The organism is Lutibacter sp., assembly GCF_041562875.1.
Lineage (GTDB): Bacteria > Bacteroidota > Bacteroidia > Flavobacteriales > Flavobacteriaceae > Lutibacter.
On sequence record NZ_JBFFOE010000016.1, the window covers coordinates 1 to 24,797 of the forward strand.

The following is a 24,797-nucleotide window of genomic DNA, read 5'->3' on the forward strand; positions in this document are numbered from 1 at the left end:
GCGGATGCTACAGTTGTTTTTTTTATAAAATTTCTTCTTTTCATTCCTTTATTTTTCAATTCTAAATCTTCCGTCTAAATTCACCTTAATTGTATCTGTTTCTTTAAGATAATCAATAATTGCACTTCTTATTTTATAGTCAATAGGATATAAATTTATTGGATCTTTGAAAAAATTCATGTGATCTCCTCCATTTTGTAAATAATCTGAAGTAAGCACAAAATAAGTTTTATTTTTATCAAGTAATTGGTTTTTTATTTTTAATGTATAACCACTTTTTGTAATAACCAATTGAACATGTTTAGAAATGGGATTTGCTTTATTTTCTTTAATTAAGTATTGAACCAATTCTTCTATTTTTTGTGAAGATAATTCAACAACAACTAAATTATTTTCAAAAGGCATTAAATTAAAGGCGTTTTGAGTTGTGATGTTTCCTTGAGTAATTCCGGCTCTAATTCCGCCATAATTAAATAGTGCAAAATCAATATTTTTCCCATTTCTACTTTTAAATATTGGATTTGCTTTTTCAAAACATAAATCGGCCATTAAATTTCCTAAAGAACTTTCCAATTCTCCATCTGTTCTAACTAAATTGGAAGTTGTATAACTTATTATAGTGTTCATTTCTTTATCAACACTTTCTTTATAAGGTTTTATAAAATCTTCAATTTCTTTTTTGGAGTTAATTCCTTCAGTTACTGGAAGTTGTTTTCCTTCAATTTTAGTTAAGAAATAAGGCTCATTTTTACAGCTTAATACTAGTAAAAGTATAAAAAAGTAAAGAATAAATTTTTTCATTGCTGAAATACTAATCATTTTAATTATTTTTGTGAATCAATCGTAAATATAGATGATTTTTACAGGATTTAAACGAAAAAGCAATCAATTTTTTTTTAACAGAAGGTTAGAAGATTTGCTTAAAAAGGCAACAGCTATTTCTTCAAAAGAAATAAAGCATGTAATTGTATTTTTAGATGCTATTTCAGAAAAAGATAAGATTAAAAAAGATGTTTTGTCTCTGTTAAATATTGCTGAAAGTGATCTGAAAATGGTTGTTTTTCAACAGAAAATTGATAAAGAAGGCAATTCAGAAGATAGTATAACACCCAAAGATTTTGGTTGGTATGGGAAAATTAATTCCGAAAAATTAAAAACCATTTTAACAAAAAAATACGATTTGTTAATTAATTATAGTAAAGTTGATAATTTATACAGCAACTTACTATTATTGCAATGTAAAATAGGTTTTAGAGCGGGGTTTAAACATTTAGACAATCGTTTTTATGATTTATTAATTGACTGCAAACCAACAGATTTAGGTCTGTTTAATAAAGAATTACTAAAGTTTTTAAAAATATTAAAAAAAATATGATGCAAGAATTGATAGGAACAGGAGTCGCATTAGTGACACCTTTTAATGAAGACAAATCAGTAGATTTTGAAGGTTTAAAACGTTTGGTAAACTATCAAATAGACAATGGAGTAAATTATTTAGTTATTTTAGGAACTACTGGAGAACCAGCAACTTTAACTTCAGAAGAAAAAGAGTTAATTAAAGCAACTATTATTAAAGAAAATAATGGAAGATTGCCATTAGTAATTGGTGTTGGAGGAAATAATACGATGGCAATAGTTGAAGAATTAAAATTGACTGATTTGTCTGATTATTGCGCTATACTTTCAGTTTCACCTTATTATAACAAACCTACACAAGAAGGAATTTATCAGCATTTTAAAGCAATTTCAGAAGCTAGTCCACTACCAATAATCTTATATAATGTACCAAGTAGAACGGGTGTTAATGTTTTGCCAAGTACTGTAATTAGAATTGCAAATGATTTTAAAAATATAGTAGCTATAAAAGAAGCGGCGGGAGATATGATTCAGGTTCAGCGTTTAATACAAAACAAACCAGCTGATTTTATGGTAATTTCAGGGGATGATATGATTGCTTTACCTATGGTATTAGCAGGTGGAGTTGGTGTAATTTCTGTAATAGGTCAAGGTTTGCCTAAAGATTTTTCAGAAATGATTCAACTAGGATTAAAAGGCAATGTAAGTGAAGCGAATGCTATACATTATAAAATAATGGAAAGTATAGATTATATTTTTGAAGAAGGGAATCCGGCTGGGATAAAAGCATTATTAAAAACGTTAAATATTTGTACAGAAAATGTTCGTTTACCTTTAGTGAATGCTTCTTATGATTTACAAGAAAAAATAAATACCTTTGCAGCCAACTATTAGAGTTTTTTCTGATAGTTTTTTAATCGTAAATTAACAACATTAAATATAAAATACTATGTTATCAGAAAAAATGCAATCCGTTTTAAATAAGCAAATAAGAATTGAAGCTGAATCTTCTCAAATATATTTGGCAATGGCTTCTTGGGCTGAACAAAAAGGATTAGAAGGTACTTCACAATTTATGTATGGACAATCAGATGAAGAAAGAATGCATATGCTTAAATTATTTAAGTATATAAATGAACGTGGTGGACATGCACAAGTTACTGAGTTAAATGCCCCTTCACTAGAATTTGGTTCTATAAAAGAAATGTTTGAAACCTTATTTAAACATGAAGTATTTGTATCGCAAAGCATCAATGAATTAGTACATATTTCTTTACAAGAAAAAGATTACGCTACTCATAATTTCTTACAATGGTATGTAGCTGAGCAAATAGAAGAAGAAGCACAAGCAAGAACTATTTTAGATAAAATAAATTTAATTGGTGATGATAAAGGTGGTTTATACTTGTTTGATAATGATATTAAGCAACTTACAATTGTAAGCTCTGTTGCTCCAACAGCTTAATTATTAACAAACAATTAAGATTTTTAAGCAATATTTATTCAAAAACAGAGTTATTTTTGTGGTTTAATCAAGTAAAAAATCATTTTAATAATCCATTTTAAATAACTAATTTTGCCAAATGCAAAAAATTAAAATTTATATTTTCATTTTATTGATAGCTGTTGGTGTTTCATCTTGTAGTGAATATCAAAAAGTATTAAATAAAGGTACTGCTGAAAAGCAGTATGAAATGGCTACAAAACTGTATGAATCTCAGAAATACAACAAAGCTATACAATTATTTGAAAAAATCACACCAAGTTATAGAGGGAAACCTCAAATGGAGCGTATTCAATATATGGTTGCGCAAGCGCACTATAACACAAAGCAATACACGTTAGCGGCATATTATTTTGATAAGTTTGTAAAAAACTATCCGAAAAGTTCAAAAATAGAGGAAGCAGCATATTTATCAGCTCATAGTTATTATTCCGCTTCACCTTTATTTAGCTTAGATCAAAAAGACACCTATGAAGCTATTACAGCTTTGCAAAATTTTATTTTTAAATACCCAAATTCGCCTAATATTGCAGATGCAAATAAATATGTAAAGGAGCTAACAGGTAAATTAGAAAAAAAATCATTTGAGATTGCCAGACAATATTATCATACAATGGATTATATTGCTGCAATTGTTGCATTTGATAATTTACTGTCAGATTATTTAGGTACATCCTTTAAAGAAGAAGCATTATATTTCAAATTTAAATCAGCTTATGAATTAGCTATAAAAAGTTATTTCACAAAAAAAGAAGAAAGGCTTAATGAAGCTGTTAAAATGCATGAAAGATTAAAACGAAGCTTCCCAAACTCAAAGTATTTAGAGGAAACTGAAAAATTACTAACAAACGCAACTGAAGAATTAAATTCTTTAACAACATTAAAAACAGAAACTAATGGATTATAAAAACTCAAAAGCTGCAACTACAACTGTAACTTACGACAAAAATGAAATTGAAGCTCCAACTGAAAATATTTATGAAGCTATTACAATTATGGCTAAAAGAGCAGAGCAAATTAGTGTTGATTTAAAAAATGAACTAGTTGAAAAATTAGAAGAATTTGCAACTTACACAGATAGCTTAGATGAGGTTTTTGAAAATAAAGAACAAATTGAAGTTTCTAAATTTTACGAAAAATTACCTAAAGCAACTTCAATTGCCGTTCAAGAGTGGGTTGAAGGTAAAATTTACCACAGAAATCCAGAAAAAATACAAGAGTAAATGTCAGTTTTAAGCGGTAAAAATATACTTTTAGGTGTAACCGCCGGTATTGCTGCTTATAAAACAGCACATTTAGTTCGACTTTTTATTAAAGCAGGTGCACACGTTAAAGTTGTTATGACACCTGCTTCTAAAGATTTTGTAACTCCTCTTACATTATCAACACTTTCCCAAAATCCGGTATATTCAACTTTTTTTGATAAAAGTGATGAAGAAAACGAAGAATGGAACAGTCATGTTGAATTAGGCCTTTGGGCCGATTTTATGATTGTTGCTCCTGCAACTGCAAATACATTGTCTAAAATGGCAAATGGTGTTTGTGATAATTTATTATTAGCTGTATATCTATCTGCAAAATGTAACGTGTATTTTGCACCTACAATGGATTTAGATATGTATAAACATCCAACTACAAAAGCGAATATAAAGAAATTAAAAACCTTTGGAAACGTATTTATAGCACCGTCAAGTGGGTTTTTAGCAAGTGGGTTAGAAGGAGAGGGTAGAATGGAAGAACCTGAAAATATTGTGTCATTTATTGAAAATGATATTGTAAAAGGTTTGCCATTGTACAATAAAAGTGTTTTAATAACAGCAGGTCCAACATACGAAGCAATTGATCCAGTTCGTTTTATAGGAAACCATTCTTCGGGAAAGATGGGATTTGAATTAGCCAAAATGGCGGCTAACTTAGGAGCACAAGTTTATTTAATTTCAGGACCTTCTAATGAAAAAGTTTCACATTCGTTAATTGAGAGAATTGATGTAACCACTGCTGAAGAAATGTATACTGAAGTTCATAAAATATATCCATCAACAACTATTGCAATTCTTTCTGCGGCTGTTGCAGATTACAAACCTAAAGTAGTTTCTGAAAACAAAATAAAAAAATCAGCCAATACAATGACTATTGAATTGGTGAAAACACATGATATATTAGCTTCATTAGGTGAAATTAAAAAAGACCAATTTTTAGTAGGTTTTGCCCTTGAAACTAATAATGAAATTGAAAATGCTACTGCTAAACTGGAGAAGAAGAATTTAGATTTAATTGTATTAAATTCATTACAAGATAAAGGCGCTGGATTTAAAAATGAAACAAATAAAGTAACTATTATTGATAAATTCGAAAAAATTTCAGAATTTAGTCTTAAATCTAAAGCAGATGTTGCCGAAGATATTTTTAATGAAATTTTAAATAGAATTTATGCGTAAAACACTTCAAATACTAGTTATTCTTTTTACTGTTGTTCAATTAAAATCTCAAGAGTTAAATTGCACTATAACAGTAAATTCAGATAAAATACCAGGCTCTAATAAGCAAATATTCACAACGTTAGAAAATTCATTAAATGAATTTGTGAATCAAACTCGTTGGACAAACTCTAATTATAAAGCCCAAGAGCGAATAGAATGTAATTTAACAATAACCATTTTAGAACAAAGTGTAAACGATTTTAAAGGTCATATTCAAATACAATCATCTCGTCCTGTTTATAATTCATCTTATTTAACACCAGTTTTTAATTTTAAAGATGATGATTTCTCGTTTAAATATGTTGAGTTTGAACCATTACAATTTAATGAAAATTCATTTGAGTCTAATTTAGTGTCTATTGTTTCATATTATGTATACACAATTTTAGGTTTTGATGCTGATACATTTTCTTTAAATGGAGGGACACCTTTTTTTACAAAAGCACAAGATATATTGGTTCAGGCACAACAAAGCGGTTATGCTGGGTGGAATCAAAATGATGGAACTGGAACACGTTTTACGTTAATTGATAATTTATTATCACCTACTTATAGCTCGTTTCATACTTCTTTATATGAATATCACTTAAAGGGATTAGATGTTATGGCTGAAGATCAAATTAAAGCAAAGAATAAAATTGCAGAATCAATAGATGGTTTAAAATTAATTTTTGATGCACGGCCAAATGCTTTTTTATTACGTGTTTTTATGGACTCAAAAGCGAGTGAAATAGTAAGTGTATTTTCTGATGGTCCTAGATTTGATACTTTTAAATTAAAAGAAGACTTGCTAAAAATTTCTCCCATTAACGCTGCAAAGTGGAGTGAAATAGAGTAATTTTTTTAAAATTAAATTACAAGAATGCTTACAAACCTTTCTATAAAAAATTATGCTTTAATTGATAGTTTATCTGTTAATTTTAAAGATAAATTATCCATTATTACTGGAGAAACAGGAGCAGGTAAATCTATTCTATTAGGAGCGCTTGGCCTAGTATTAGGGAATAGGGCTGATTCATCAACTTTGAAAGACACAGAGAATAAATGTATTATCGAGGCTCAGTTTTCTATTTCAAATTATTTATTAGAATCATTTTTTAAAGAGAATGCATTAGATTTTGAAAGTGAAACTATTATAAGAAGAGAAATTCTTCCAAGTGGAAAATCGAGAGCATTTATTAATGATACGCCTACAACATTACAAGTTTTACAAGCATTAAGTGAAAAATTAATTGATGTTCATTCACAACATCAAACTTTACAATTATCTAACAGTACTTTTCAATTTGAAATTATTGATGCAATAGCCAATAATTTTGCAAAAATAGAATCCTATAAAAGAGGTTTGGTATTGTTTAATCAGCTTAAAAAAGAATTAAATCAACTAAAAGCTACTCAAGAAAAAGCAAAAGAGCAGTATGAATATAATTTGCATTTGTTTGATGAGTTAAATAAAGCAGTATTAAAAGTTGATGAGCAAGAGGAAATAGAAGAATCATTAGATAAATTAAATAATATTGAAGAGATAAAATTAAATTTATCGGAAGCCCAATCAATTGGATTAAATGACGAAATAGGCCTGCAAACTTTATTAATTTCTTTTACTAATAATTTAAATAAAATTTCAGGGTTTTCAAAAGAATACAAAGAATTATTTGATAGAGCTTTTAGTTTAAAAGTTGAATTTGATGATATTGCAGCTGAAGTTGAAAATTTAAATGAAACGATTGATTTTGATCCTTCGGAATTGGTAAAATTAAATGACAGGTTGCAATTAATTTACAATTTACAAAAGAAACATGGGGTGAAATCAATTGCTGAATTGTTAGTTATTCAGGAAGAACTTTCAGTAAAAGTTGATGCAGTAGAAAATTCTTCAGGAATAATTGCTAAAAAAGAAAATGAAGTTAAAAGTGTTGCAGAAAAAATTGATGAGCTTGCAAAAACAATATTTCAGCAAAGAGAAAAAGCAATCCCAGTTTTAGTTAAGAAATTAGAAAAGAGCTTATCTAATTTAGGAATGGAAAATACGCGCTTTCAATTTAAGTTAACGCATTCTAACCAGTATTTTGTGAATGGTAAAGATGAGTTACAGTTATTGATTTCGGCAAATAAAGGAGTTAATTTTGGGGAACTTAAGAAAATAGCTTCTGGTGGTGAAATGTCTCGAATTATGTTGTCGGTAAAAGCAATTCTTTCAGAATATTTAAAATTGCCAACTATTATTTTTGATGAAATTGATACTGGAGTTTCAGGTGATATTTCTCAAAAAATGGCTGAAATTATGCAGCAAATGAGTGAGAATATGCAAGTAATTTCAATTACACATTTACCACAAATTGCAGCAAAAGGAAAACAACATTATAAAGTTTATAAACAAGATATTGCTAATAATATAGTAACTAAATTAATTGAGCTAACGGAGGATGAGCGTATCAACGAAATTGCAGAAATGTTAGGTGGTAAAAATATCACAACAACAGCTATTGAGCATGCAAAAGAGTTGTTAAGTTAAGAATTTACTATATTTGCAAACTATTTAAAAATAAATCAAATAAAAATACAATTATGTATAATTTACTAAAAGGGAAAAGAGGAATTATTTTAGGAGCTTTAGACTCTAAATCAATTGCTTGGAAGGTTGCAGAAAGAGCACACGAAGAAGGTGCAATATTTGTTTTATCAAATGCACCAGTTGCATTAAGACTTGGAACTATTGCAGAATTGGCTGAGAAAACAGGTTCAGAAGTAATTGCTGCAGATGCTACATCTATTATGGATTTGGAAGATTTAGTAGATGGTGCAGTGAAAATTTTAGGTGGTAAAATTGATTTCGTTTTGCATTCAATAGGAATGTCGGTAAATGTACGTAGAGGAAATCATTATACACATCAAGATTATAACTTTACTAAAACTGGTTTTGATGTTTCAGCTTTGTCTTTTCATAGATTAATGAGCGTTTTATACCAACGAGACGCCATGAACGAATGGGGAAGTATTGTTGCTTTATCATATATGGCAGCACAGCGTGTGTTTCCTGATTATAATGATATGGCCGATAATAAAGCTTATTTAGAATCTGTAGCTCGTAGTTTTGGTTATTTCTTTGGACGTGATAAAAAAGTACGTGTAAATACTATTTCACAATCACCAACACCAACAACTGCTGGAAGTGGTGTAAAAGGTTTCGATGGATTTATTGCATATGCTGAACAAATGTCTCCACTTGGAAATGCAACAGCATTAGAATGTGCAGATTATACAATTAGTTTATTCTCTGACTTAACAAAGAAAGTGACGTTACAAAATTTATTTCACGATGGTGGTTTCTCAAATATGGGAGTAAGCAATGCTATTATGGATAATTTCATGAAAGATTTTCAGCCTGAAGAAACTAAAGTTGTTGAAGAACCTAAGAAAACTAAATAATAATAGTATTTATATAAATATTGAAAAGCGATGATTGAAAAATCATCGCTTTTTTTTGTGCCTAATCTAATTTTTTTTACCATAATTAAGTTAATTTATTCTATTGTATGAGTAATGTCATGTTTTACATGAATTTAAAAATCTATTTTTGGTAGAATTAAACATAAACAAGAATTTTTTTATGAGACCACTTAAAATTATAGTACTAGCAAAGCAAGTGCCAGACACCAGACACGTTGGTCCTGACGCAATGAAGCCAGATGGTACAGTAAATAGAGGTAAACTTTCAACCGTATTCAATCCAGATGATTTACATGCGCTGGAATTGGCATTAAATATAAAAGATAGAGTTCCTGGAACAACAGTAACCATTTTAACCATGGGACCACCAAAAGCAGCAGATATAATTAGAGAAGGTTATTATCGTGGTGTTGATAATGGTATTATGATTTCTGATAGGCGTTTTGGTGGAGCAGATACATTAGCTACAAGTTATACTTTAGTTCAAGGGATTAAAAAATTAGCGCCTTACGATTTAATTTTGGGAGGAAGACAAGCTATTGATGGTGATACAGCTCAGGTTGGACCACAATGTGCCGATAAGCTACAAATTCCGCAGGTAACTTATGTGGAAGAAATTTTAGAAATAAAGGATGATGAAATTATAGCAAGAAGACGTTTAGAAAAAGGTGTTGAAACTGTTTCAGCTCCATATCCTTGCTTAATGACTGTTCATGGATCTTCACCTAAATGCAGATCTAGACACGCTAAAAATGTGATGAAATACAAATATGCCAGATCTAAAACAGAATTAAGATCAGCAGATGAAATGTTGCTTTCATTACATGAAAAGCGCTCATACTTAACTATTCCAGAATGGAGTGTTGAAGATATTGATGCAGATGTAACTAAAATTGGTTTAGCTGGTTCACCAACCAAAGTTAAAAGTGTTGAAAGTATTGTTTTAACAGCAAGTGAAGCAAAAATTTTAACAAGTTCAGATATCGATATTGAAGGAATGATTAAAGAATTAATTGAACATCATACCATTGGGTAATTTATATAAAATTTAAAAGTATTAAGTATGAAAAGTGTAATGGTATATTGCGAAGTTGAAAATCAAATGGTCGCAGATATAAGTCAGGAATTATTATCAGCAGGAAAACGCTTAGCTGAAAAGTTAGGATGCCCGTTAGATGCGATGGTTTTTGGTTCAAGTTTAAACGGAATTGAAAGTCAAATTGCGCCTTTTGGTGTAGATAGATTATTTATAGGAAATAGTATGAGGTTAGAACCTTATAGAACATTGCCTCACGCAGCCTTGGCTTCAAAAATATTAAAAGATGAAGATCCTCAAATTGTGTTGTTTGGGGCAACTTCAGTTGGAAGAGATTTAGCACCAAGATTAGCATCACAGTTAAATTGTGGGTTAACAGCTGATTGTACAATATTAGATATTGGTGATCATTTTGTGAAGAAAGAAAAGAAAGAATATAAAGATTTACTATATGCTATTCGTCCTGCTTTTGGGGGGAGTATTATGGCTAACATTATTAATTGGGATATGCATCCACAAATGGCAACAGTACGTGAAGGTGTCATGAAAAAAGAAATTTTTGATGAACATTATAGTACTGAAGTTATTGAAATTGATGTTAATTCAATTTTAAAAGAAGAAGATTTTTTGGTTAATATTATTGAACGTCATATTCAAAAATCAGGAGTGAACTTAAAAGATGCTCCAATTATTGTTTCAGGAGGTTATGGTGTTGGCTCAAAAGAAAATTTTGATCATTTAATTGAACTAGCAAAATTATTAGGAGGTGAAGTTGGAGGATCAAGAGCTGCTGTTGATGCTGGGTATATTGATCATGATCGTCAAATTGGCCAAACTGGAACTACCGTTCGCCCAAAATTATATATTGCTGCAGGAATTTCAGGTGCAATTCAGCATACTGCCGGTATGCAAGATGCTTCTATGATTATTTCAATAAACAACGATCCAGATGCACCAATTAATAAAATTGCAGATTATGTAATTAATGGAGATGTAGGTGTTGTGGTTCCTAAAATGATTGAATTTTACAAAAAGAACGCAAAATAAAATAGTAATAAAAACAAGTGAATTTTGGTTTGAAATTTTAATTCAAAATTCAAAAATATAAAAAAAGTATAAAATGGATAATTTTTTCAAAGATACTCCAGATTTTAAATTTCATTTGGAACATCCAATCGTTCAAAAAATTGTAAAATTAAAAGAACGCAATTTTGAGGAATCTGAACACTATGATTATGCTCCTTTAAATCATGAAGACGCTATAGACAACTACGGAAAAATATTAGAAATTGTTGGTGAAATTTGTGCCGAGACAATTTCAGTAAATGCAGAGGGTGTTGATATTGAAGGACCTCATATAGAAAATAATGAAGTGGTTTATGCAAAAGGAACTACTGCAGATTATAAAGCATTGTATGATGCAGGTTTAATAGGTATGGGATTACCAAGAAAGTACGGAGGTTTAAATTTTCCGCTACTACCTTATGTAATGGCTGCTGAAATGGTGGCAAGAGCTGATGCTGGTTTTGCCAATATTTGGGGATTGCAAGATTGTGCAGAAACCATTTATGAATTTGGTTCAGAAGAACAACGCGAAAAATATTTACCACGTTTTAATCGAGATGGAGTAACTGCAGCAATGGTTTTAACAGAGCCAGATGCGGGATCTGATTTACAGGCTGTAAAATTAAAAGCCACTTTTGATGAAGATGACCAAACTTGGAAGTTAAACGGTGTAAAACGTTTTATTACTAATGGTGATGCTGATATTTCACTAGTTTTAGCAAGATCTGAAGAAAATACAACAGATGCCAGAGGTTTATCAATGTTTATATATGATAGAAGTGCTCATGCAGTTGAGGTTCGTCATTTAGAGAAAAAATTAGGAATTAAAGGTTCGCCAACGTGTGAATTGGTATTTAAAAATGCACCAGCCGAATTGGTTGGAAAAGAACGTTTTGGATTGATTAAATATGTAATGGCATTGATGAATTCTGCACGATTAGGTGTTGGAGCTCAGTCAGTTGGAATTGCAGATGCGGCTTATAGAGAAGCATTGAAATATGCTGAAGAAAGAGCGCAGTTTGGAAAATATATTTTAAATTTCCCAGCGGTTTATGAAATGCTAACAAATATGAAAATTAAGATTGATGCTTTACGCTCACTCTTATATGAAACCACTAGTTTTGTTGATATTTCAAAAGCATATGAAGATGTAATGAGTGAACGAAAGTTGGAAAGTGAAGAGCGAAATGAAATGAAACATTATATGAAATTGGCGAATGTTTTTACACCGTTAATTAAAATGACAGCAAGTGAAGCGTGTAATAAAATTGCCTATGATTCTCTACAAATTCATGGTGGTACAGGTTTTATGTCTGATTTCCCAATAGAACGTATTTATAGAGATGCTCGTATTACTTCAATTTATGAAGGTACAACACAATTACAAACCATCGCAGCAATAAAAGGTGTTACCACTGGAGTTTTTTTAGAACAAATGAAAGTTTATGAAAGTGAAATTTCTGAAGAAAATGTTATATTAAAAAAATCACTTCAAGAAATGACCGCTGATTTTGAAACCATTTCTAAAAAAGTAATTGATGAGAGTAATATACCTTTATTAGATTTTCATTCAAGACGTTTGGTTGAAATGGCTGGAAATATTATTATGGGATATTTATTGGTTTTAAACAATCAAAGAGATGCTAAATTTACTAAATCGGCAAAATTATATGTGAATTTAGTAAAATCAGAAAACAAAGAAAAATACGATTATATAGCTAATTTTGAAGTTGAAAATTTAGAATTGTATAAAGTAACTGAGGCTCAAATAAATGTTGAAGTTGAAGTAACTGAAGAGGTATAAATAGTTTTAGTTAAAATAGTGTTCAGCCTACTTTGTTTCTTTTCAAAGTAGGTTTTTTTATTGATTATTCGGTATTTGTATTTAGTTAAAATACATTAAATTTGAATTCGCAAAATAATGTATGGAGTTACAATTTTCTATTATCATTCCTGTTTATAATCGTCCTCAAGAAATTGAAGAATTGTTAGCTAGTTTAACAAAACAAAGTTATTCTAAAAACTTTGAAGTTGTTGTAGTTGAAGATGGTTCAGAGAATAGTTCAAAGGAAATAGTTGATAATTATTCGAAGGAGTTAAATCTTAACTATTTTTTTAAAGAAAACAGTGGAGCAGGAGCAAGCAGAAATTTCGGGATGGAAAGAGCTTCTGGAAATTATTTTATCATTTTTGATTCAGATTGTATTATTCCTTCAAATTATTTGGTTGAAGTTGAAAAAGCTTTGATTAAAAAATACACAGATGCTTTTGGTGGAGCAGATGCTGCACATGAATCTTTCACTATCATCCAAAAAGCTATAAATTATAGCATGACTTCCTTTTTAACTACAGGAGGAATCAGAGGAAATAAAAAATCAGTTGATAAGTTTCAACCAAGAAGTTTTAATTTGGGAATTTCAAAAAAAGCATTTGAAAAAACAAAAGGTTTTAGTAAAATGAAAATAGGAGAGGATATTGATTTGACGTTTCGTTTATGGGAAAATAATTTTGAAACACAGTTTATTGAAAATGCTTTTGTGTATCATAAAAGAAGATCTACTTTTCAACAATTTTTTAAGCAAACATTTGCCTTTGGAAAAGGGCGTCCGTTTTTAAATAAAAAGTATCCAGATACAGCTAAAATTACATATTGGTTTCCAACAATTTTTATACTATTTTTTGCAATAGCTCTAATTAGTTTATTTGTTGGAATTAAATTTTTAGCATTATTGTTTGGGATGTACTTTACATTGATATTTTTGGATTCATTAATAAAAAACAAAAATATATCCGTAGCTGTATTAAGTATTTTTACAACACTTATTCAATTTACAGGCTACGGATTTGGTTTTTTAAAAGGATTGTTTTTAAAAAATTAATCTTAAAAAGGTTGAGAATTACTCAGCCTTTTTTTTTCCTTTTTTTATTTTTATAGTTAATTCATTAGTTTTTTCATCTAAATCCATAAAAATAGTATCTCCTTCATTTAATTTTGAATTAACAATTTCTTCAGCTAAAGTATCTTCAATATACTTTTGAATAGCACGTTTTAATGGTCTCGCTCCATATTGTCTATCAAAACCTTTATCTGCAATATAATCTTTAGCTTTATCAGATAAACTAAGATGATAACCTAAATCTTCAATGCGTAAAATAAGTTTTCTTAATTCAATATCAATAATTGAATGAATATCTTCTCGTTCTAAAGCATTAAATACAACAACATCATCAATTCTATTTAAAAATTCTGGAGCAAATGATTTTTTTAAAGCATTTTCAATCATACTTTTAGCATTCGCATCAGCTTGTTCTGTTTTTGAAGCAGTTCCAAAACCAACTCCAGCACCAAAATCTTTTAACTGACGAGAACCAATGTTAGATGTCATGATAATAATAGTATTTCTAAAATCAATTTTTCTTCCAAGACTATCTGTAATATATCCATCATCTAATATTTGAAGTAACATATTAAACACATCAGGATGCGCTTTCTCAATTTCATCTAATAATACAACTGCATAAGGTTTGCGTCTAATTTTTTCGGTTAGTTGTCCGCCTTCTTCATAACCAACATAACCTGGAGGAGCTCCAATTAAACGAGAAATTGCAAATTTCTCCATATATTCACTCATATCAATTCTAACAAGTGCATCTTCATTATCAAATAACTCAGTAGCTAAAACTTTAGCAAGTTGTGTTTTTCCAACACCAGTTTGGCCTAAAAATATAAATGAGCCAATTGGTTTGTTTGGATCTTTTAGTCCAACTCTATTACGCTGAATGGCTTTAACAACTTTAGAAACAGCCTCGTCTTGACCAATAACTTTTCCTTTGATAAGATTTGGTAAATCATGTAATCTTTGGCTTTCGGCTTCTGCAATTCTATTTACAGGAATTCCTGTCATCATAGATACTACTTCCGCAACATTATCTTCCGTTACAATTTCACGATTTAATTTTGAAGCTTCTTCCCATCTTAATTGTTCAGTTAATAATAACCCTTCAATACGTTTTTCATCATCACGTAAACGGGCAGCTTCTTCATACTTTTGACCACTTACAGCAGCTGTTTTATCTTCTTTAATTTTTTCTAATTGAGCTTCTAAACTTAAAACTTCTTTAGGTACTACAATATTGGTGATATGAATACGAGAGCCAGATTCATCTAAAGCATCAATAGCTTTGTCTGGTAAAAAACGATCAGTCATATATCTATTTGTTAATTTTACACAAGCTACAATTGCTTCATCTGTATAAGTAACATTATGGTGATCTTCATATTTATCTTTTATATTTTGTAAAATTTGAATTGTTTCATCAACTGAAGTAGGCTCAACAATTACTTTTTGGAATCTACGTTCTAAGGCTCCATCTTTTTCAATATTTGTTCTAAACTCATCTAAAGTTGTAGCTCCAATACATTGAATTTCACCTCTTGCTAAGGCGGGTTTTAACATATTTGAAGCATCTAAAGAACCCGTTGCGCCACCTGCACCAACTATGGTATGAATTTCATCAATGAACAAAATGATATCATCATTTTTTTCTAATTCATTCATTAAAGCTTTCATTCGTTCTTCAAATTGGCCACGATATTTTGTACCAGCAACTAAACTTGCTAAATCAAGTGAAACTACACGTTTGTTAAATAAAATTCGAGACACTTTACGTTGAACAATACGTAATGCTAAACCTTCGGCAATGGCAGATTTACCAACTCCAGGTTCACCAATTAGCATTGGGTTGTTCTTTTTTCTTCGACTTAAAATTTGAGAAACACGTTCTATTTCTTTTTGGCGTCCAACTACAGGATCTAATTTACCTTCTTCAGCTAAACGCGTTAAATCACGCCCAAAGTTATCTAAAACAGGAGTTCTAGACTTCTTTTCAGTAGGTGCAGACCCTTTACTTTGTTCAAAAGGATTCGATTTAGGTGAATCAAAATCATCATCAGATGAATTTTCTGCTCTTGGCAAATCTATTTCTTCGTTTAAATAAGTTTGCTTAAATACCGTTTTTACATCGTCATAATTTGCTCCAAAATTGTGAAATAATTTTGTGGTAGGATCATTTTCATTACGTAAAATACATAACAATAAGTGCGCTGTATTTACAGATGCACTTTGATATAGCTTTGCTTCTAAAAAAGTAGTTTTTAGTGCTTTTTCAGCTTGTCTTGTTAAGTGTAAACTTTTCTTTTCATTAGCAAAATCAGCAGAAGGATTTGCAGGACTTAAAACCTCGATTTTTTTTCTTAAATGATCAAGGTTTATATCTAATGAATTTAAAATTTCTATTGCTTTTCCAGTTCCTTTTCTTAATAATCCTAATATTAAATGTTCAGTGCCAATAAAATCATGACCCAAACGTAAGGCTTCTTCTTTACTGTATGCAATTACATCTTTAACTTTTGGTGAGAAATTATCGTCCATAATTTTGTATTTATATTGTAAAATTAACGGTTTTTTTTCTTTTTTTTGCACAAAAATAACACCTCTTTTGTTAAATTTAAATTTTTACCCATTTTTGGGGGTTTAAAATTATTGATAATCAGCATGTTATAAGGTTTATTTTTAATGTTTTGATGTTGATAAATATTGAAAAAACAACAGGTTAAATAACTTGTAAAAAAATGAAAAATTGTATATTGCTTTGTTAAAATTTGAAACTAAAATAAATTAAAAAACATATGGCAGACGGAGAAAAATTGATACCTATTAACATTGAAGATGAGATGAAATCTGCTTACATTGATTATTCAATGTCAGTAATTGTTTCAAGAGCGTTGCCTGATGTGCGCGATGGTTTAAAACCAGTGCATAGAAGGGTTTTATTTGGGATGCATGAGTTAGGTATAAAAGCAACAGGGTCTTATAAAAAATCAGCAAGAATTGTTGGGGAAGTACTAGGTAAGTATCATCCGCATGGAGATACTTCTGTTTATGATGCCATGGTACGTATGGCTCAAGATTGGAGTGTGCGATATATGATGGTTGATGGTCAGGGTAACTTTGGGTCTGTTGATGGGGACAGCCCCGCAGCAATGCGTTATACAGAGGTGCGTATGCAAAAAATTTCGGAAGAAATGCTTGCGGATATTGAAAAAGACACTGTAGATCATAGGCTTAACTTTGATGATACATTAAATGAACCAACTGTTTTACCTACAAGAATTCCTACTTTATTAGTAAATGGAGCTTCAGGTATTGCAGTAGGGATGGCGACTAATATGGCGCCCCATAACTTAACCGAAGTTATTAATGGGACACTAGCATATATTGAAAACAGAGATATCGAAATTTCTGAATTAATGCAGCATATTAAAGCCCCTGATTTTCCAACAGGCGGTATTATTTATGGTTATGAAGGTGTTAAAGAAGCTTTTGAAACAGGTAGAGGAAGAATTGTAATGCGTGCAAAGGCTATAATTGAAGAAGTTCAAGGTAGAGAATGCATTATTGTTACTGAAATTCCTTATCAAGTGAATAAGGCAGAAATGATTAAAAAAACTGCGGACTTAGTAAATGAAAAAAAATTAGAAGGCATTGCTAATATTCGTGATGAATCGGATAGAGATGGTATGCGCATTGTCTATGTTTTAAAACGCGATGCAATTCCTAACATTGTTTTAAATAAATTATTTAAATATACGGGCTTACAAACATCATTTAGTGTAAATAATATAGCACTGGTTAATGGGCGTCCACAACAATTAAATTTAAAAGAATTAATACATTATTTTGTTGAACACAGACATGAAGTTGTTGTAAGAAGAACAGAATTTGAACTTAAAAAGGCTGAAGCTAGAGCTCATATTTTAGAGGGATTAATTATAGCGAGTGATAATATTGACGAAGTAATTAAAATAATTAGAGCTTCTTCTAACGCTGATGAAGCAAGAGAAAATTTAATTATTCGTTTCAAATTATCTGAAATTCAATCGAAAGCTATAGTTGAAATGCGTTTACGTCAATTAACTGGCTTAGAGCAAGATAAGCTAAGAGCTGAATATGAAGAAATTATGGCGTTAATTATCGATTTAAAAGATATTTTAGCAAATGAAGGTAGACGTTATGAAATAATTAAGGGAGAATTAATTACTGTTCGTGATAAATATGGAGATGATAGAAGATCTGTAATTGAATATGCAGGAGGAGATTTATCTATTGAAGATATGATTCCTAATTCACAAGTAGTAGTTACAATTTCTCATGCGGGTTATGTAAAACGTACTAATTTAGATGAATATAAAGTTCAAAATAGAGGAGGTAGAGGTCAAAAAGGTGTAGCAACTAGAAATGAAGATTTCTTAGAACATTTATTCATAGGTACAAACCATCAATATATGTTATTCTTTACTCAAAAAGGAAAAGTATTTTGGATGCGAGTTTATGAAATACCTGAAGGAGGAAAAACTTCAAAGGGTAGGGCTATGCAAAATTTAGTTAATATTGAGCAAGATGATGTTGTTAAAGCGTTTTTAGTTACTGAAGATTTGAAAAATGAAGAATATGTAAACAGTCATTATATTATAATGGCTACTAAAAAAGGTCAAGTTAAAAAGACTTCTTTAGAGCAATATTCTAGACCAAGAACTAATGGTATAAATGCAATTACTATTAAAGAGGGTGATGAACTTTTAGAAGCTAAATTAACAACAGGAGACAGTCAAATTATGATTGGTTTAAAATCAGGTAAATCTATTCGTTTTGAAGAAAGTAAAACACGTCCAATGGGTAGAGGAGCTTCTGGAGTTAGAGGAATAACTTTAAGTCATAAAAATGATGAAGTTATTGGGATGATTGCCGTTGATGATATAGAAAGTGATGTATTAGTAGTTTCTGAAAAAGGGTATGGTAAAAGATCAAGTTTAGAGGATTATAGAATTACTAACCGTGGTGGTAAAGGTGTTAAAACTATAAATATTACTGAAAAAACAGGAAGTTTAGTAGCTATTAAAAATGTGACAGATGAAGAAGATTTAATGATTATTAATAAATCTGGAATTACAATTAGAATGGCTGTTGCTGACTTACGTGTCATGGGACGCGCAACACAAGGTGTAAAATTAATCAACATTAAAGAAAACGATTCAATTGCAGCTGTAGCAAAAGTTGCACATGAAGATGAAGAGGAAATTGTTGATGAAATTGAAAATGGCACGGAAATTGAAAATAACAATGAAGAGAATAATAACGAAGAGAATACAAATCAAGAATAACCCAATTAAAATGAGAAAAAAACTATTAATTCTGTCAGCATTTATAATAAGTATGACAGTATTCGGACAAAAAGATGAACTTAAAACTGCTGAAAAAGCAGTGAAATCAAATGACTTTGTAGCTGCATTGGCGGCAATTAATCAGGCAGAAGGATTAATTGCAAATGCCGATCAAAAAACGAAGGCTAAATTTTATTATTTAAAAGGAAAAGCATTATACCAAAATGGTTCTGAAAATTCAGATATCTTAAAAGTAGGAGAAGCTTTCAATCAATTAATTGATTATGAGAAAGAAACAAATAGCCAAAAGTATACAAATGAGTTAAGTGAATTGTTAAATAAATTGATAACTAATGTTGCTGAGAAAGCTTCTGCAGATTATAGTAAAGCTATAGAAACCAAAGAATCAGCAGACTATCTAAGTGCAGCAAAAAAATTCAATCAAGTTTATGCATTAAGCCCAAGAGACACATCTTTTTTAGATAATGCAGCTTTGGTATATTATTTTGGTGAAGATTATGAAACTTCAAAAGAATTATATGAAAAATTATTGGAGTTAAATTATACTGGAATCACTACAATTTATGTTGCAACTAATAAAGAGGATGGAGAAGAAATTACTTTTAATGATAAAAAAGCAATGGACTTACAAGTGAAGTTAGGCATAGTTGAAAACCCTAGGGAAGAAGCTAAAGATTCTCGTAGAGAGTTTATTTTTAAAAACTTAGCTCAAAATTACTCATCTTTAGGTGATAATACAAAAGCATTGGAAGTGATAGCAAGAGGTAGAACAGAATTTCCTGAAAGCTATTCTTTATTGATTGATGAAGCTAATATTTATTATAAATTAGGGGATAATGCTAAATTTAAAGAGAAATTAGAAGAAGCTATTACTATTAATCCAACCGATCCAACTTTATATTACAATGTTGGAGTTATGAATATGGATCAAAAAAATAATGCGGAGGCTATTAAATACTTTGAAAAAGCAATTGAATTAAAACCAGATTATGGAGATGCATATAATAATATTGGTGCAGCAATTATAGAAGAAACAAAGCCTATTATTAATGAAATGAATAAAAGTTTATCAGATTTTAATAAATATGATAAATTACAGGAGCAACAATTTGAAATATACAGAAAAGCAATTCCATATTACGAAAAAGCTTATGAATTAGATGGAAAAAGCATTAGCATTATTCAAACTTTAATGGGCTTATATGAAAATTTAGAAATGACCGAAAAATTGGATGCAATTAGAGCGGTTTATGATGAATTAAAAGGATAATAAACGATTTTTCTTATATAAAAAAAGCTCACATATATGTGAGCTTTTTTTATATAATTTTTTTAATGACTCGTAGCTTATGAGTATGTCTATGTGTATCTATATTAAAAATACCACTATGATCAATTCTATCAATTCTAATTTTTCCATAAGCATGAATGATGTAATTATCTTTCATAATAATACCAACATGAGTAATAACACCTTCATTATTATCAAAAAAGGCTAAATCTCCCGGTTCACTTTCTTCAATAAAGCTTAAAACCTCACCTTGTGTTGCTTGCTGAGTTGCATCACGTAATAATTTATATCCACAAAGTTTGTAAACCATTTGTGTGAAGCCAGAACAATCAATGCCAAATGGTGTTTTTCCTCCATGTAAATAAGGAGAATTCAGGTATTTAAAAGCTATTTTAATTAAAGATTCTTTAGGTAACTTTTCTAAAATAATTGCACCTTCATATTTAAAATTGGTAGCATTAATAAATAAGTTTTGATTGTTGAAAAAAGGTAAGGAAGATCCTAATACTATGGTAGTATAATTTTCATTTTTGTCAGTAGCAAAGTCAATTAATTCAGAAGCTAGTGTTGTCTTTGATTTTTGGATATTTTCATAAGTTTCTTCAGTAATTTCTTCAATTTGTTTGTTATCAACCCATCCTTCATAATTATCAAAAGCACTTCTGATTTTACTCCATTTTTTATTGATTTCTAATATTTTAAAATGTTCACCAAATAATAATTGCGAAACCATTTCGCTTGTATCATTTGATTCAATTCTAAGAGGAACAATACTTAAATTACAAATTCCGTAGTGCATAAATATATTACATTCTTTCAATTACTATTGCACTTGCGCCACCTCCACCATTACAAATAGCAGCGGCCCCTATTTTTGCATTCTTTTGTTCTAAAATAGAAGTAAGTGCTATTACAATTCTTGCGCCAGACATGCCTAATGGGTGGCCTAAGGAAACGGCACCACCATTAATATTAACTTTAGAAGGGTCAAGTCCTAAAATTTTAATATTTGCTAAACCAACTACAGAAAACGCTTCATTAAATTCAAAATAATCTACTTGATCTTGTGTGATGCCAGCTTTTGCTAATGCTTTTGGTAAAGCTTTAGCAGGAGCTGTAGTAAACCATTTTGGTTCATGAGCGGCATCTGCGTAACCAATTATTTTTGCAATCGGTTTTAAATTTAGCTCTTTTGCTTTATCTGCGCTCATTAAAACTAAAGCAGCTGCACCATCATTTAGAGTAGAAGCATTGGCAGCAGTCACAGTACCATCTTTATTAAAAACAGGTCTTAACGTTGGAATTTTATCTATTATTACATTTTTATACTCTTCATCTTCAGAAAAAATAATAGGATTACCTTTTCTCTGAGGAATTTCAACGGGAACTACTTCGTTTGAAAAATTTCCATTTGCCCAAGCTTTGGCAGATTTTTTATATGAGTCTATGGCGAAATTATCTTGATCTTCTCTTGTGAAATTATATTCTGTAGCACATAAATCACCACAAGTTCCCATATGTTTTTGGTCATATACATCCGTTAAGCCATCAACTAAAAGTCCGTCAACTACATTAATATTTCCTAGTTTTGTTGGTATTCTTCCAGAAATATAATGTGGAATGCTGCTCATATTTTCCATTCCTCCTGCAACAATAATTTCAGCATCACCTGTTTTAATTGCTTGAGCTGCAAACATAATAGCTTTCATTCCAGATGCGCAAACTTTATTTATGGTTGTACAAGGAACGATATTAGGGATTCCTGCGAAAATCGCAGCTTGGCGAGCAGGAGCTTGTCCTAAACCAGCAGAAACAACATTCCCCATGAAAACTTCATCAATTAAATTTGGGTCTAAATTTATTTTATTTAAAGCTCCTTTTATAGCGATAGCACCAAGTTTAGGTGCAGAAATATTAGATAAACTACCTAAAAAACTTCCAATAGGTGTTCTAGCAACAGATACAATTACAACTTCTTTCATATAAATCTTAATATAAATCTAATGCGAATTTAAGCAAATTTAAGCAATCTTTTAGCCTTTAAAATGTAGTTTATTACAGATAGTAAATTTGAAATTACAAAATATTGAAATTTTGTTAAGCAAAACAATGAAGAGCATAAACTTTAAATGATGATTTTGAAGGAGGTATCTTATTAACATTTGAAGCAATATTAAAAAATAAAACAGATTGCAAATGCATATAAGATAATAATTGTTATTTTTGAATTGCAAATGCAAACTCCGTGAAAAAATTCATAAATAAATTACTAGTAAATCACTCATTAATATATAAGCTTTTTTTATATATCGCCACTATAGTTTTAGTTGTTTACCTTTTTCCAAAAGGAGGGCAATTTAAATATGAATTTCAAAAGGGTAAACCTTGGCAATATGAGAACTACTATGCCCCTTTTGACTTTGCAATTCAGAAATCTGTAGAAGATATTGAAAATGAAAAAAAGCAAATTAAAGAAACATCAAAAAAGTTTTTTGAATATAATGATGAAATTGCTTCAAAAGTAAAAGATGAAATTGCTAGTAAAATTGATCTGCTTTTGTCTAATTCAGAGTTAACTAAACAAGATAAAAGTGATTTAATTAAAAAATCTATAGCTATTGTAAATGCTATTTATGAATATGGCTACTTAGAAGAATCTGATATTCAATTTACTGAGAATAAGGTTATTACACTTAGAGATGGAAACAAAATGCAAGACATTCAACCTTATAAATTGTTTAAATTTTCTCAAATTTTAGAATTTATTAATTCTAAAATGGGTATATCTCCCCATACTGAAGTACAAAATAGCATTTTAAATATTATTTATGAAGAACTTAAACCAAATGTTAGTTTTGATGAAAATTTCACTCTAAAAGTCTTAGAAGAGAATTTGAAAAAAATTTCATATACGGAAGGATTGGTTTCGGAAAAAGAAAGAATTATATTTAAAGGTGATATTGTTGAAGGGAATAAATTAACCAAATTGAATTCTATAAAAAGTGAGTTTGAATCTCAGGTATGGAGTAAATCAAATTATAATTGGATTGTTTTTGGTTACACAATTTTAGTTGCGTTATCGTTTTTGATGCTATTTCTTTTTTTAAGAAAATATAGGTTAGATATTTTTGAAAATAACAATAAAGTTACCTTTATATTTTTTAATATAATTTTGATAGTACTTTTGTTAACCTTAATTGTGAAGTATGATGCAAAATATATTTATGTTGCACCAATTGTAATATTACCATTAGTTTTAAAAGCTTTTTTTGATGCTAGGCTAGGCTTGTTTGCTCATGTGTTAACTATATTATTATTGGGTTTTATTGTTCCAAATAGTTTTGAATTCATATTTCTGCAAATAATTGCAGGTATAGTAACTATATTAACTATTTCTGAACTTCATAAACGAGCTAATTTATTTATATCTGTGCTTCAAATAACTTTTGTATATTTTTTAGCTTATTTTGCTTTTTCAATTATACAAGAAGGTAATGCTGAAAATTTAGATTGGAACAAATTTCTATATTTTTCTTTAAATGGTGCAGCAACATTATTTGTTTTGCCATTAATTTATATATTCGAAAAAATGTTTGGTTTAGTCTCAGATGAATCATTGAAAGAATTATCAAATACCAATTCGAAGTTATTACATGATTTAGCTGAGAAAGCCCCTGGGACTTTTCAGCATTCACTGCAAGTTGCTAATTTAGCAGAAGCTTGTGCAAATGAGGTAAAAGCAAACTCAATGCTTGTGCGTACTGGTGCATTATATCATGATATTGGTAAAATGGACAATCCAATGTTTTTTACTGAAAATCAATCAACTAATGTAAATCCACATAATGAACTTACACCAAAAGATAGTGCTCAAATAATTATAAGTCATATTATTAAAGGTGTTGAATTGGCAAAAAAACATCATTTACCTGATAGAATAATTGATTTTATTAGAACTCATCATGGGACATCTTTGGTATATTATTTTTATAAAAAAGAGGAAGAATTGAATGGGGGAGTTGCAGACGTTAATTATTTTCAATATCCAGGACCAATACCTTTTTCAAAAGAAACGGCTATATTAATGATGTGTGATGCTGTTGAAGCAGCTTCAAAAAGTATAAAAGAGCCATCTGCCCAAGCTTTCGATAACTTGGTTGAAAAAATAATAAATAAACAAATGGAAGATGGGCAATTTATGAATGCGGATATCACTTTTAAAGAATTACAAACCATTAAAAAGGTGTTAAAGAAGAAGTTAAAGAATATTTATCATTTAAGAATTGAATACCCAGAATAAATAAGTCATATATTTAGTCAAAAAAAGTAAAAAAATGTTGTGTGAATGCATTTCTAATGTTACATTTGCACTC

The 24,797-nt window shown here is 29.8% G+C and carries 20 protein-coding genes; 16 read left to right on the forward strand and 4 right to left on the reverse strand.

Going from position 1 to position 24,797, the window contains the following annotated elements:
- Positions 1-48: 48 nt before the first annotated feature.
- Positions 49-819, reverse strand: a complete 771-nt coding sequence (locus ABY863_RS03865) for a 5'-nucleotidase C-terminal domain-containing protein (protein ID WP_372792951.1) — start codon at positions 817-819, stop codon at positions 49-51.
- 34 nt (positions 820-853) lie between these two features.
- On the opposite strand from ABY863_RS03865, the gene ABY863_RS03870 reads away from it, so the two are divergent.
- The 13 genes from ABY863_RS03870 to ABY863_RS03930 all read left to right on the forward strand — a co-directional run bounded on the left by ABY863_RS03870 (position 854) and on the right by ABY863_RS03930 (position 13,770).
- The gene (locus ABY863_RS03870; protein WP_372792952.1) at positions 854-1,375 is read left to right on the forward strand and encodes a hypothetical protein; all 522 of its coding nucleotides are present in this window, start codon (positions 854-856) and stop codon (positions 1,373-1,375) included.
- Positions 1,375-2,250, forward strand: coding sequence for a 4-hydroxy-tetrahydrodipicolinate synthase (gene dapA, locus ABY863_RS03875; protein ID WP_372792953.1), 876 nt, complete (start codon positions 1,375-1,377; stop codon positions 2,248-2,250). Before ABY863_RS03870 ends, dapA begins: the two co-directional genes overlap by 1 nt.
- 55 nt (positions 2,251-2,305) lie before the next feature.
- Positions 2,306-2,821 (forward strand): ferritin, encoded by a 516-nt coding sequence (locus tag ABY863_RS03880; RefSeq protein WP_372792954.1) that lies wholly within the window; start codon positions 2,306-2,308, stop codon positions 2,819-2,821.
- Positions 2,822-2,939: 118 nt separating this feature from the next.
- Positions 2,940-3,767: an outer membrane protein assembly factor BamD gene (locus tag ABY863_RS03885; RefSeq protein WP_372792955.1), complete on the forward strand. Its 828-nt coding sequence runs from the start codon at positions 2,940-2,942 to the stop codon at positions 3,765-3,767.
- Positions 3,757-4,083: a DNA-directed RNA polymerase subunit omega gene (locus ABY863_RS03890; protein WP_372792956.1), complete on the forward strand. Its 327-nt coding sequence runs from the start codon at positions 3,757-3,759 to the stop codon at positions 4,081-4,083. The genes ABY863_RS03885 and ABY863_RS03890 overlap by 11 nt, the downstream gene beginning before the upstream one ends.
- Positions 4,084-5,298, forward strand: a complete 1,215-nt coding sequence (coaBC, locus tag ABY863_RS03895; protein ID WP_372792957.1) for a bifunctional phosphopantothenoylcysteine decarboxylase/phosphopantothenate--cysteine ligase CoaBC — start codon at positions 4,084-4,086, stop codon at positions 5,296-5,298.
- The gene (locus ABY863_RS03900; RefSeq protein ID WP_372792958.1) at positions 5,291-6,178 is read left to right on the forward strand and encodes a DUF4835 family protein; all 888 of its coding nucleotides are present in this window, start codon (positions 5,291-5,293) and stop codon (positions 6,176-6,178) included. The genes coaBC and ABY863_RS03900 overlap by 8 nt, the downstream gene beginning before the upstream one ends.
- Positions 6,179-6,202: 24 nt before the next feature.
- On the forward strand, positions 6,203-7,855 hold the full coding sequence (recN, locus tag ABY863_RS03905; RefSeq protein ID WP_372792959.1) for a DNA repair protein RecN: 1,653 nt from the start codon (positions 6,203-6,205) through the stop codon (positions 7,853-7,855).
- Between the two features lie 50 nt (positions 7,856-7,905).
- On the forward strand, positions 7,906-8,769 hold the full coding sequence (locus ABY863_RS03910; protein WP_372792982.1) for an enoyl-ACP reductase: 864 nt from the start codon (positions 7,906-7,908) through the stop codon (positions 8,767-8,769).
- A 181-nt stretch (positions 8,770-8,950) separates the two neighbouring features.
- Entirely contained in the window at positions 8,951-9,826 is an 876-nt protein-coding gene (locus tag ABY863_RS03915; protein WP_372792960.1) for an electron transfer flavoprotein subunit beta, read from the forward strand.
- Positions 9,827-9,853: 27 nt separating this feature from the next.
- Positions 9,854-10,873: an electron transfer flavoprotein subunit alpha/FixB family protein gene (locus ABY863_RS03920; RefSeq protein WP_372792961.1), complete on the forward strand. Its 1,020-nt coding sequence runs from the start codon at positions 9,854-9,856 to the stop codon at positions 10,871-10,873.
- Between the two features lie 73 nt (positions 10,874-10,946).
- Complete coding sequence (locus ABY863_RS03925; RefSeq protein ID WP_372792962.1) at positions 10,947-12,695, forward strand: acyl-CoA dehydrogenase family protein; 1,749 nt, start codon at positions 10,947-10,949, stop codon at positions 12,693-12,695.
- Positions 12,696-12,816: 121 nt separating this feature from the next.
- Positions 12,817-13,770 carry a glycosyltransferase family 2 protein gene (locus tag ABY863_RS03930; protein WP_372792963.1) on the forward strand — a complete coding sequence of 318 codons (954 nt, stop codon included), beginning with the start codon at positions 12,817-12,819 and terminating at the stop codon, positions 13,768-13,770.
- 18 nt (positions 13,771-13,788) lie between these two features.
- Here ABY863_RS03930 and ABY863_RS03935 read toward each other — a convergent pair whose 3' ends face one another.
- Entirely contained in the window at positions 13,789-16,323 is a 2,535-nt protein-coding gene (locus ABY863_RS03935; protein ID WP_372792964.1) for an ATP-dependent Clp protease ATP-binding subunit, read from the reverse strand.
- A 257-nt stretch (positions 16,324-16,580) separates the two neighbouring features.
- On the opposite strand from ABY863_RS03935, the gene gyrA reads away from it, so the two are divergent.
- Complete coding sequence (gene gyrA, locus ABY863_RS03940) at positions 16,581-19,112, forward strand: DNA gyrase subunit A (protein ID WP_372792965.1); 2,532 nt, start codon at positions 16,581-16,583, stop codon at positions 19,110-19,112.
- Positions 19,113-19,122: 10 nt separating this feature from the next.
- Complete coding sequence (locus tag ABY863_RS03945) at positions 19,123-20,403, forward strand: tetratricopeptide repeat protein (RefSeq protein WP_372792966.1); 1,281 nt, start codon at positions 19,123-19,125, stop codon at positions 20,401-20,403.
- Positions 20,404-20,452: 49 nt separating this feature from the next.
- On the opposite strand, the gene ABY863_RS03950 is transcribed toward ABY863_RS03945, so the two are convergent.
- Positions 20,453-21,223, reverse strand: coding sequence for an NlpC/P60 family protein (locus ABY863_RS03950; RefSeq protein WP_372792967.1), 771 nt, complete (start codon positions 21,221-21,223; stop codon positions 20,453-20,455).
- A gap of 7 nt (positions 21,224-21,230) precedes the next feature.
- Complete coding sequence (locus tag ABY863_RS03955) at positions 21,231-22,406, reverse strand: acetyl-CoA C-acyltransferase (RefSeq protein ID WP_372792968.1); 1,176 nt, start codon at positions 22,404-22,406, stop codon at positions 21,231-21,233.
- Positions 22,407-22,669: 263 nt separating this feature from the next.
- Between ABY863_RS03955 and ABY863_RS03960 the strand changes: the two genes are divergently transcribed.
- Entirely contained in the window at positions 22,670-24,724 is a 2,055-nt protein-coding gene (locus ABY863_RS03960; RefSeq protein WP_372792969.1) for an HD family phosphohydrolase, read from the forward strand.
- Positions 24,725-24,797: the final 73 nt, after the last annotated feature.

Bases quoted from the DNA above. Each gene is read 5' to 3' on its own strand.
- ABY863_RS03865 (WP_372792951.1), bottom strand. From the start codon at position 819: ATGATTAGTATTTCAGCAATGAAAAAATTTATTCTTTACTTTTTTATA.
- ABY863_RS03870 (WP_372792952.1), top strand. From the start codon at position 854: ATGATTTTTACAGGATTTAAACGAAAAAGCAATCAATTTTTTTTTAAC.
- dapA (WP_372792953.1), top strand. From the start codon at position 1,375: ATGCAAGAATTGATAGGAACAGGAGTCGCATTAGTGACACCTTTTAAT.
- ABY863_RS03880 (WP_372792954.1), top strand. From the start codon at position 2,306: ATGTTATCAGAAAAAATGCAATCCGTTTTAAATAAGCAAATAAGAATT.
- ABY863_RS03885 (WP_372792955.1), top strand. From the start codon at position 2,940: ATGCAAAAAATTAAAATTTATATTTTCATTTTATTGATAGCTGTTGGT.
- ABY863_RS03890 (WP_372792956.1), top strand. From the start codon at position 3,757: ATGGATTATAAAAACTCAAAAGCTGCAACTACAACTGTAACTTACGAC.
- coaBC (WP_372792957.1), top strand. From the start codon at position 4,084: ATGTCAGTTTTAAGCGGTAAAAATATACTTTTAGGTGTAACCGCCGGT.
- ABY863_RS03900 (WP_372792958.1), top strand. From the start codon at position 5,291: ATGCGTAAAACACTTCAAATACTAGTTATTCTTTTTACTGTTGTTCAA.
- recN (WP_372792959.1), top strand. From the start codon at position 6,203: ATGCTTACAAACCTTTCTATAAAAAATTATGCTTTAATTGATAGTTTA.
- ABY863_RS03915 (WP_372792960.1), top strand. From the start codon at position 8,951: ATGAGACCACTTAAAATTATAGTACTAGCAAAGCAAGTGCCAGACACC.
- ABY863_RS03920 (WP_372792961.1), top strand. From the start codon at position 9,854: ATGAAAAGTGTAATGGTATATTGCGAAGTTGAAAATCAAATGGTCGCA.
- ABY863_RS03925 (WP_372792962.1), top strand. From the start codon at position 10,947: ATGGATAATTTTTTCAAAGATACTCCAGATTTTAAATTTCATTTGGAA.
- ABY863_RS03930 (WP_372792963.1), top strand. From the start codon at position 12,817: ATGGAGTTACAATTTTCTATTATCATTCCTGTTTATAATCGTCCTCAA.
- ABY863_RS03935 (WP_372792964.1), bottom strand. From the start codon at position 16,323: ATGGACGATAATTTCTCACCAAAAGTTAAAGATGTAATTGCATACAGT.
- gyrA (WP_372792965.1), top strand. From the start codon at position 16,581: ATGGCAGACGGAGAAAAATTGATACCTATTAACATTGAAGATGAGATG.
- ABY863_RS03945 (WP_372792966.1), top strand. From the start codon at position 19,123: ATGAGAAAAAAACTATTAATTCTGTCAGCATTTATAATAAGTATGACA.
- ABY863_RS03950 (WP_372792967.1), bottom strand. From the start codon at position 21,223: ATGCACTACGGAATTTGTAATTTAAGTATTGTTCCTCTTAGAATTGAA.
- ABY863_RS03955 (WP_372792968.1), bottom strand. From the start codon at position 22,406: ATGAAAGAAGTTGTAATTGTATCTGTTGCTAGAACACCTATTGGAAGT.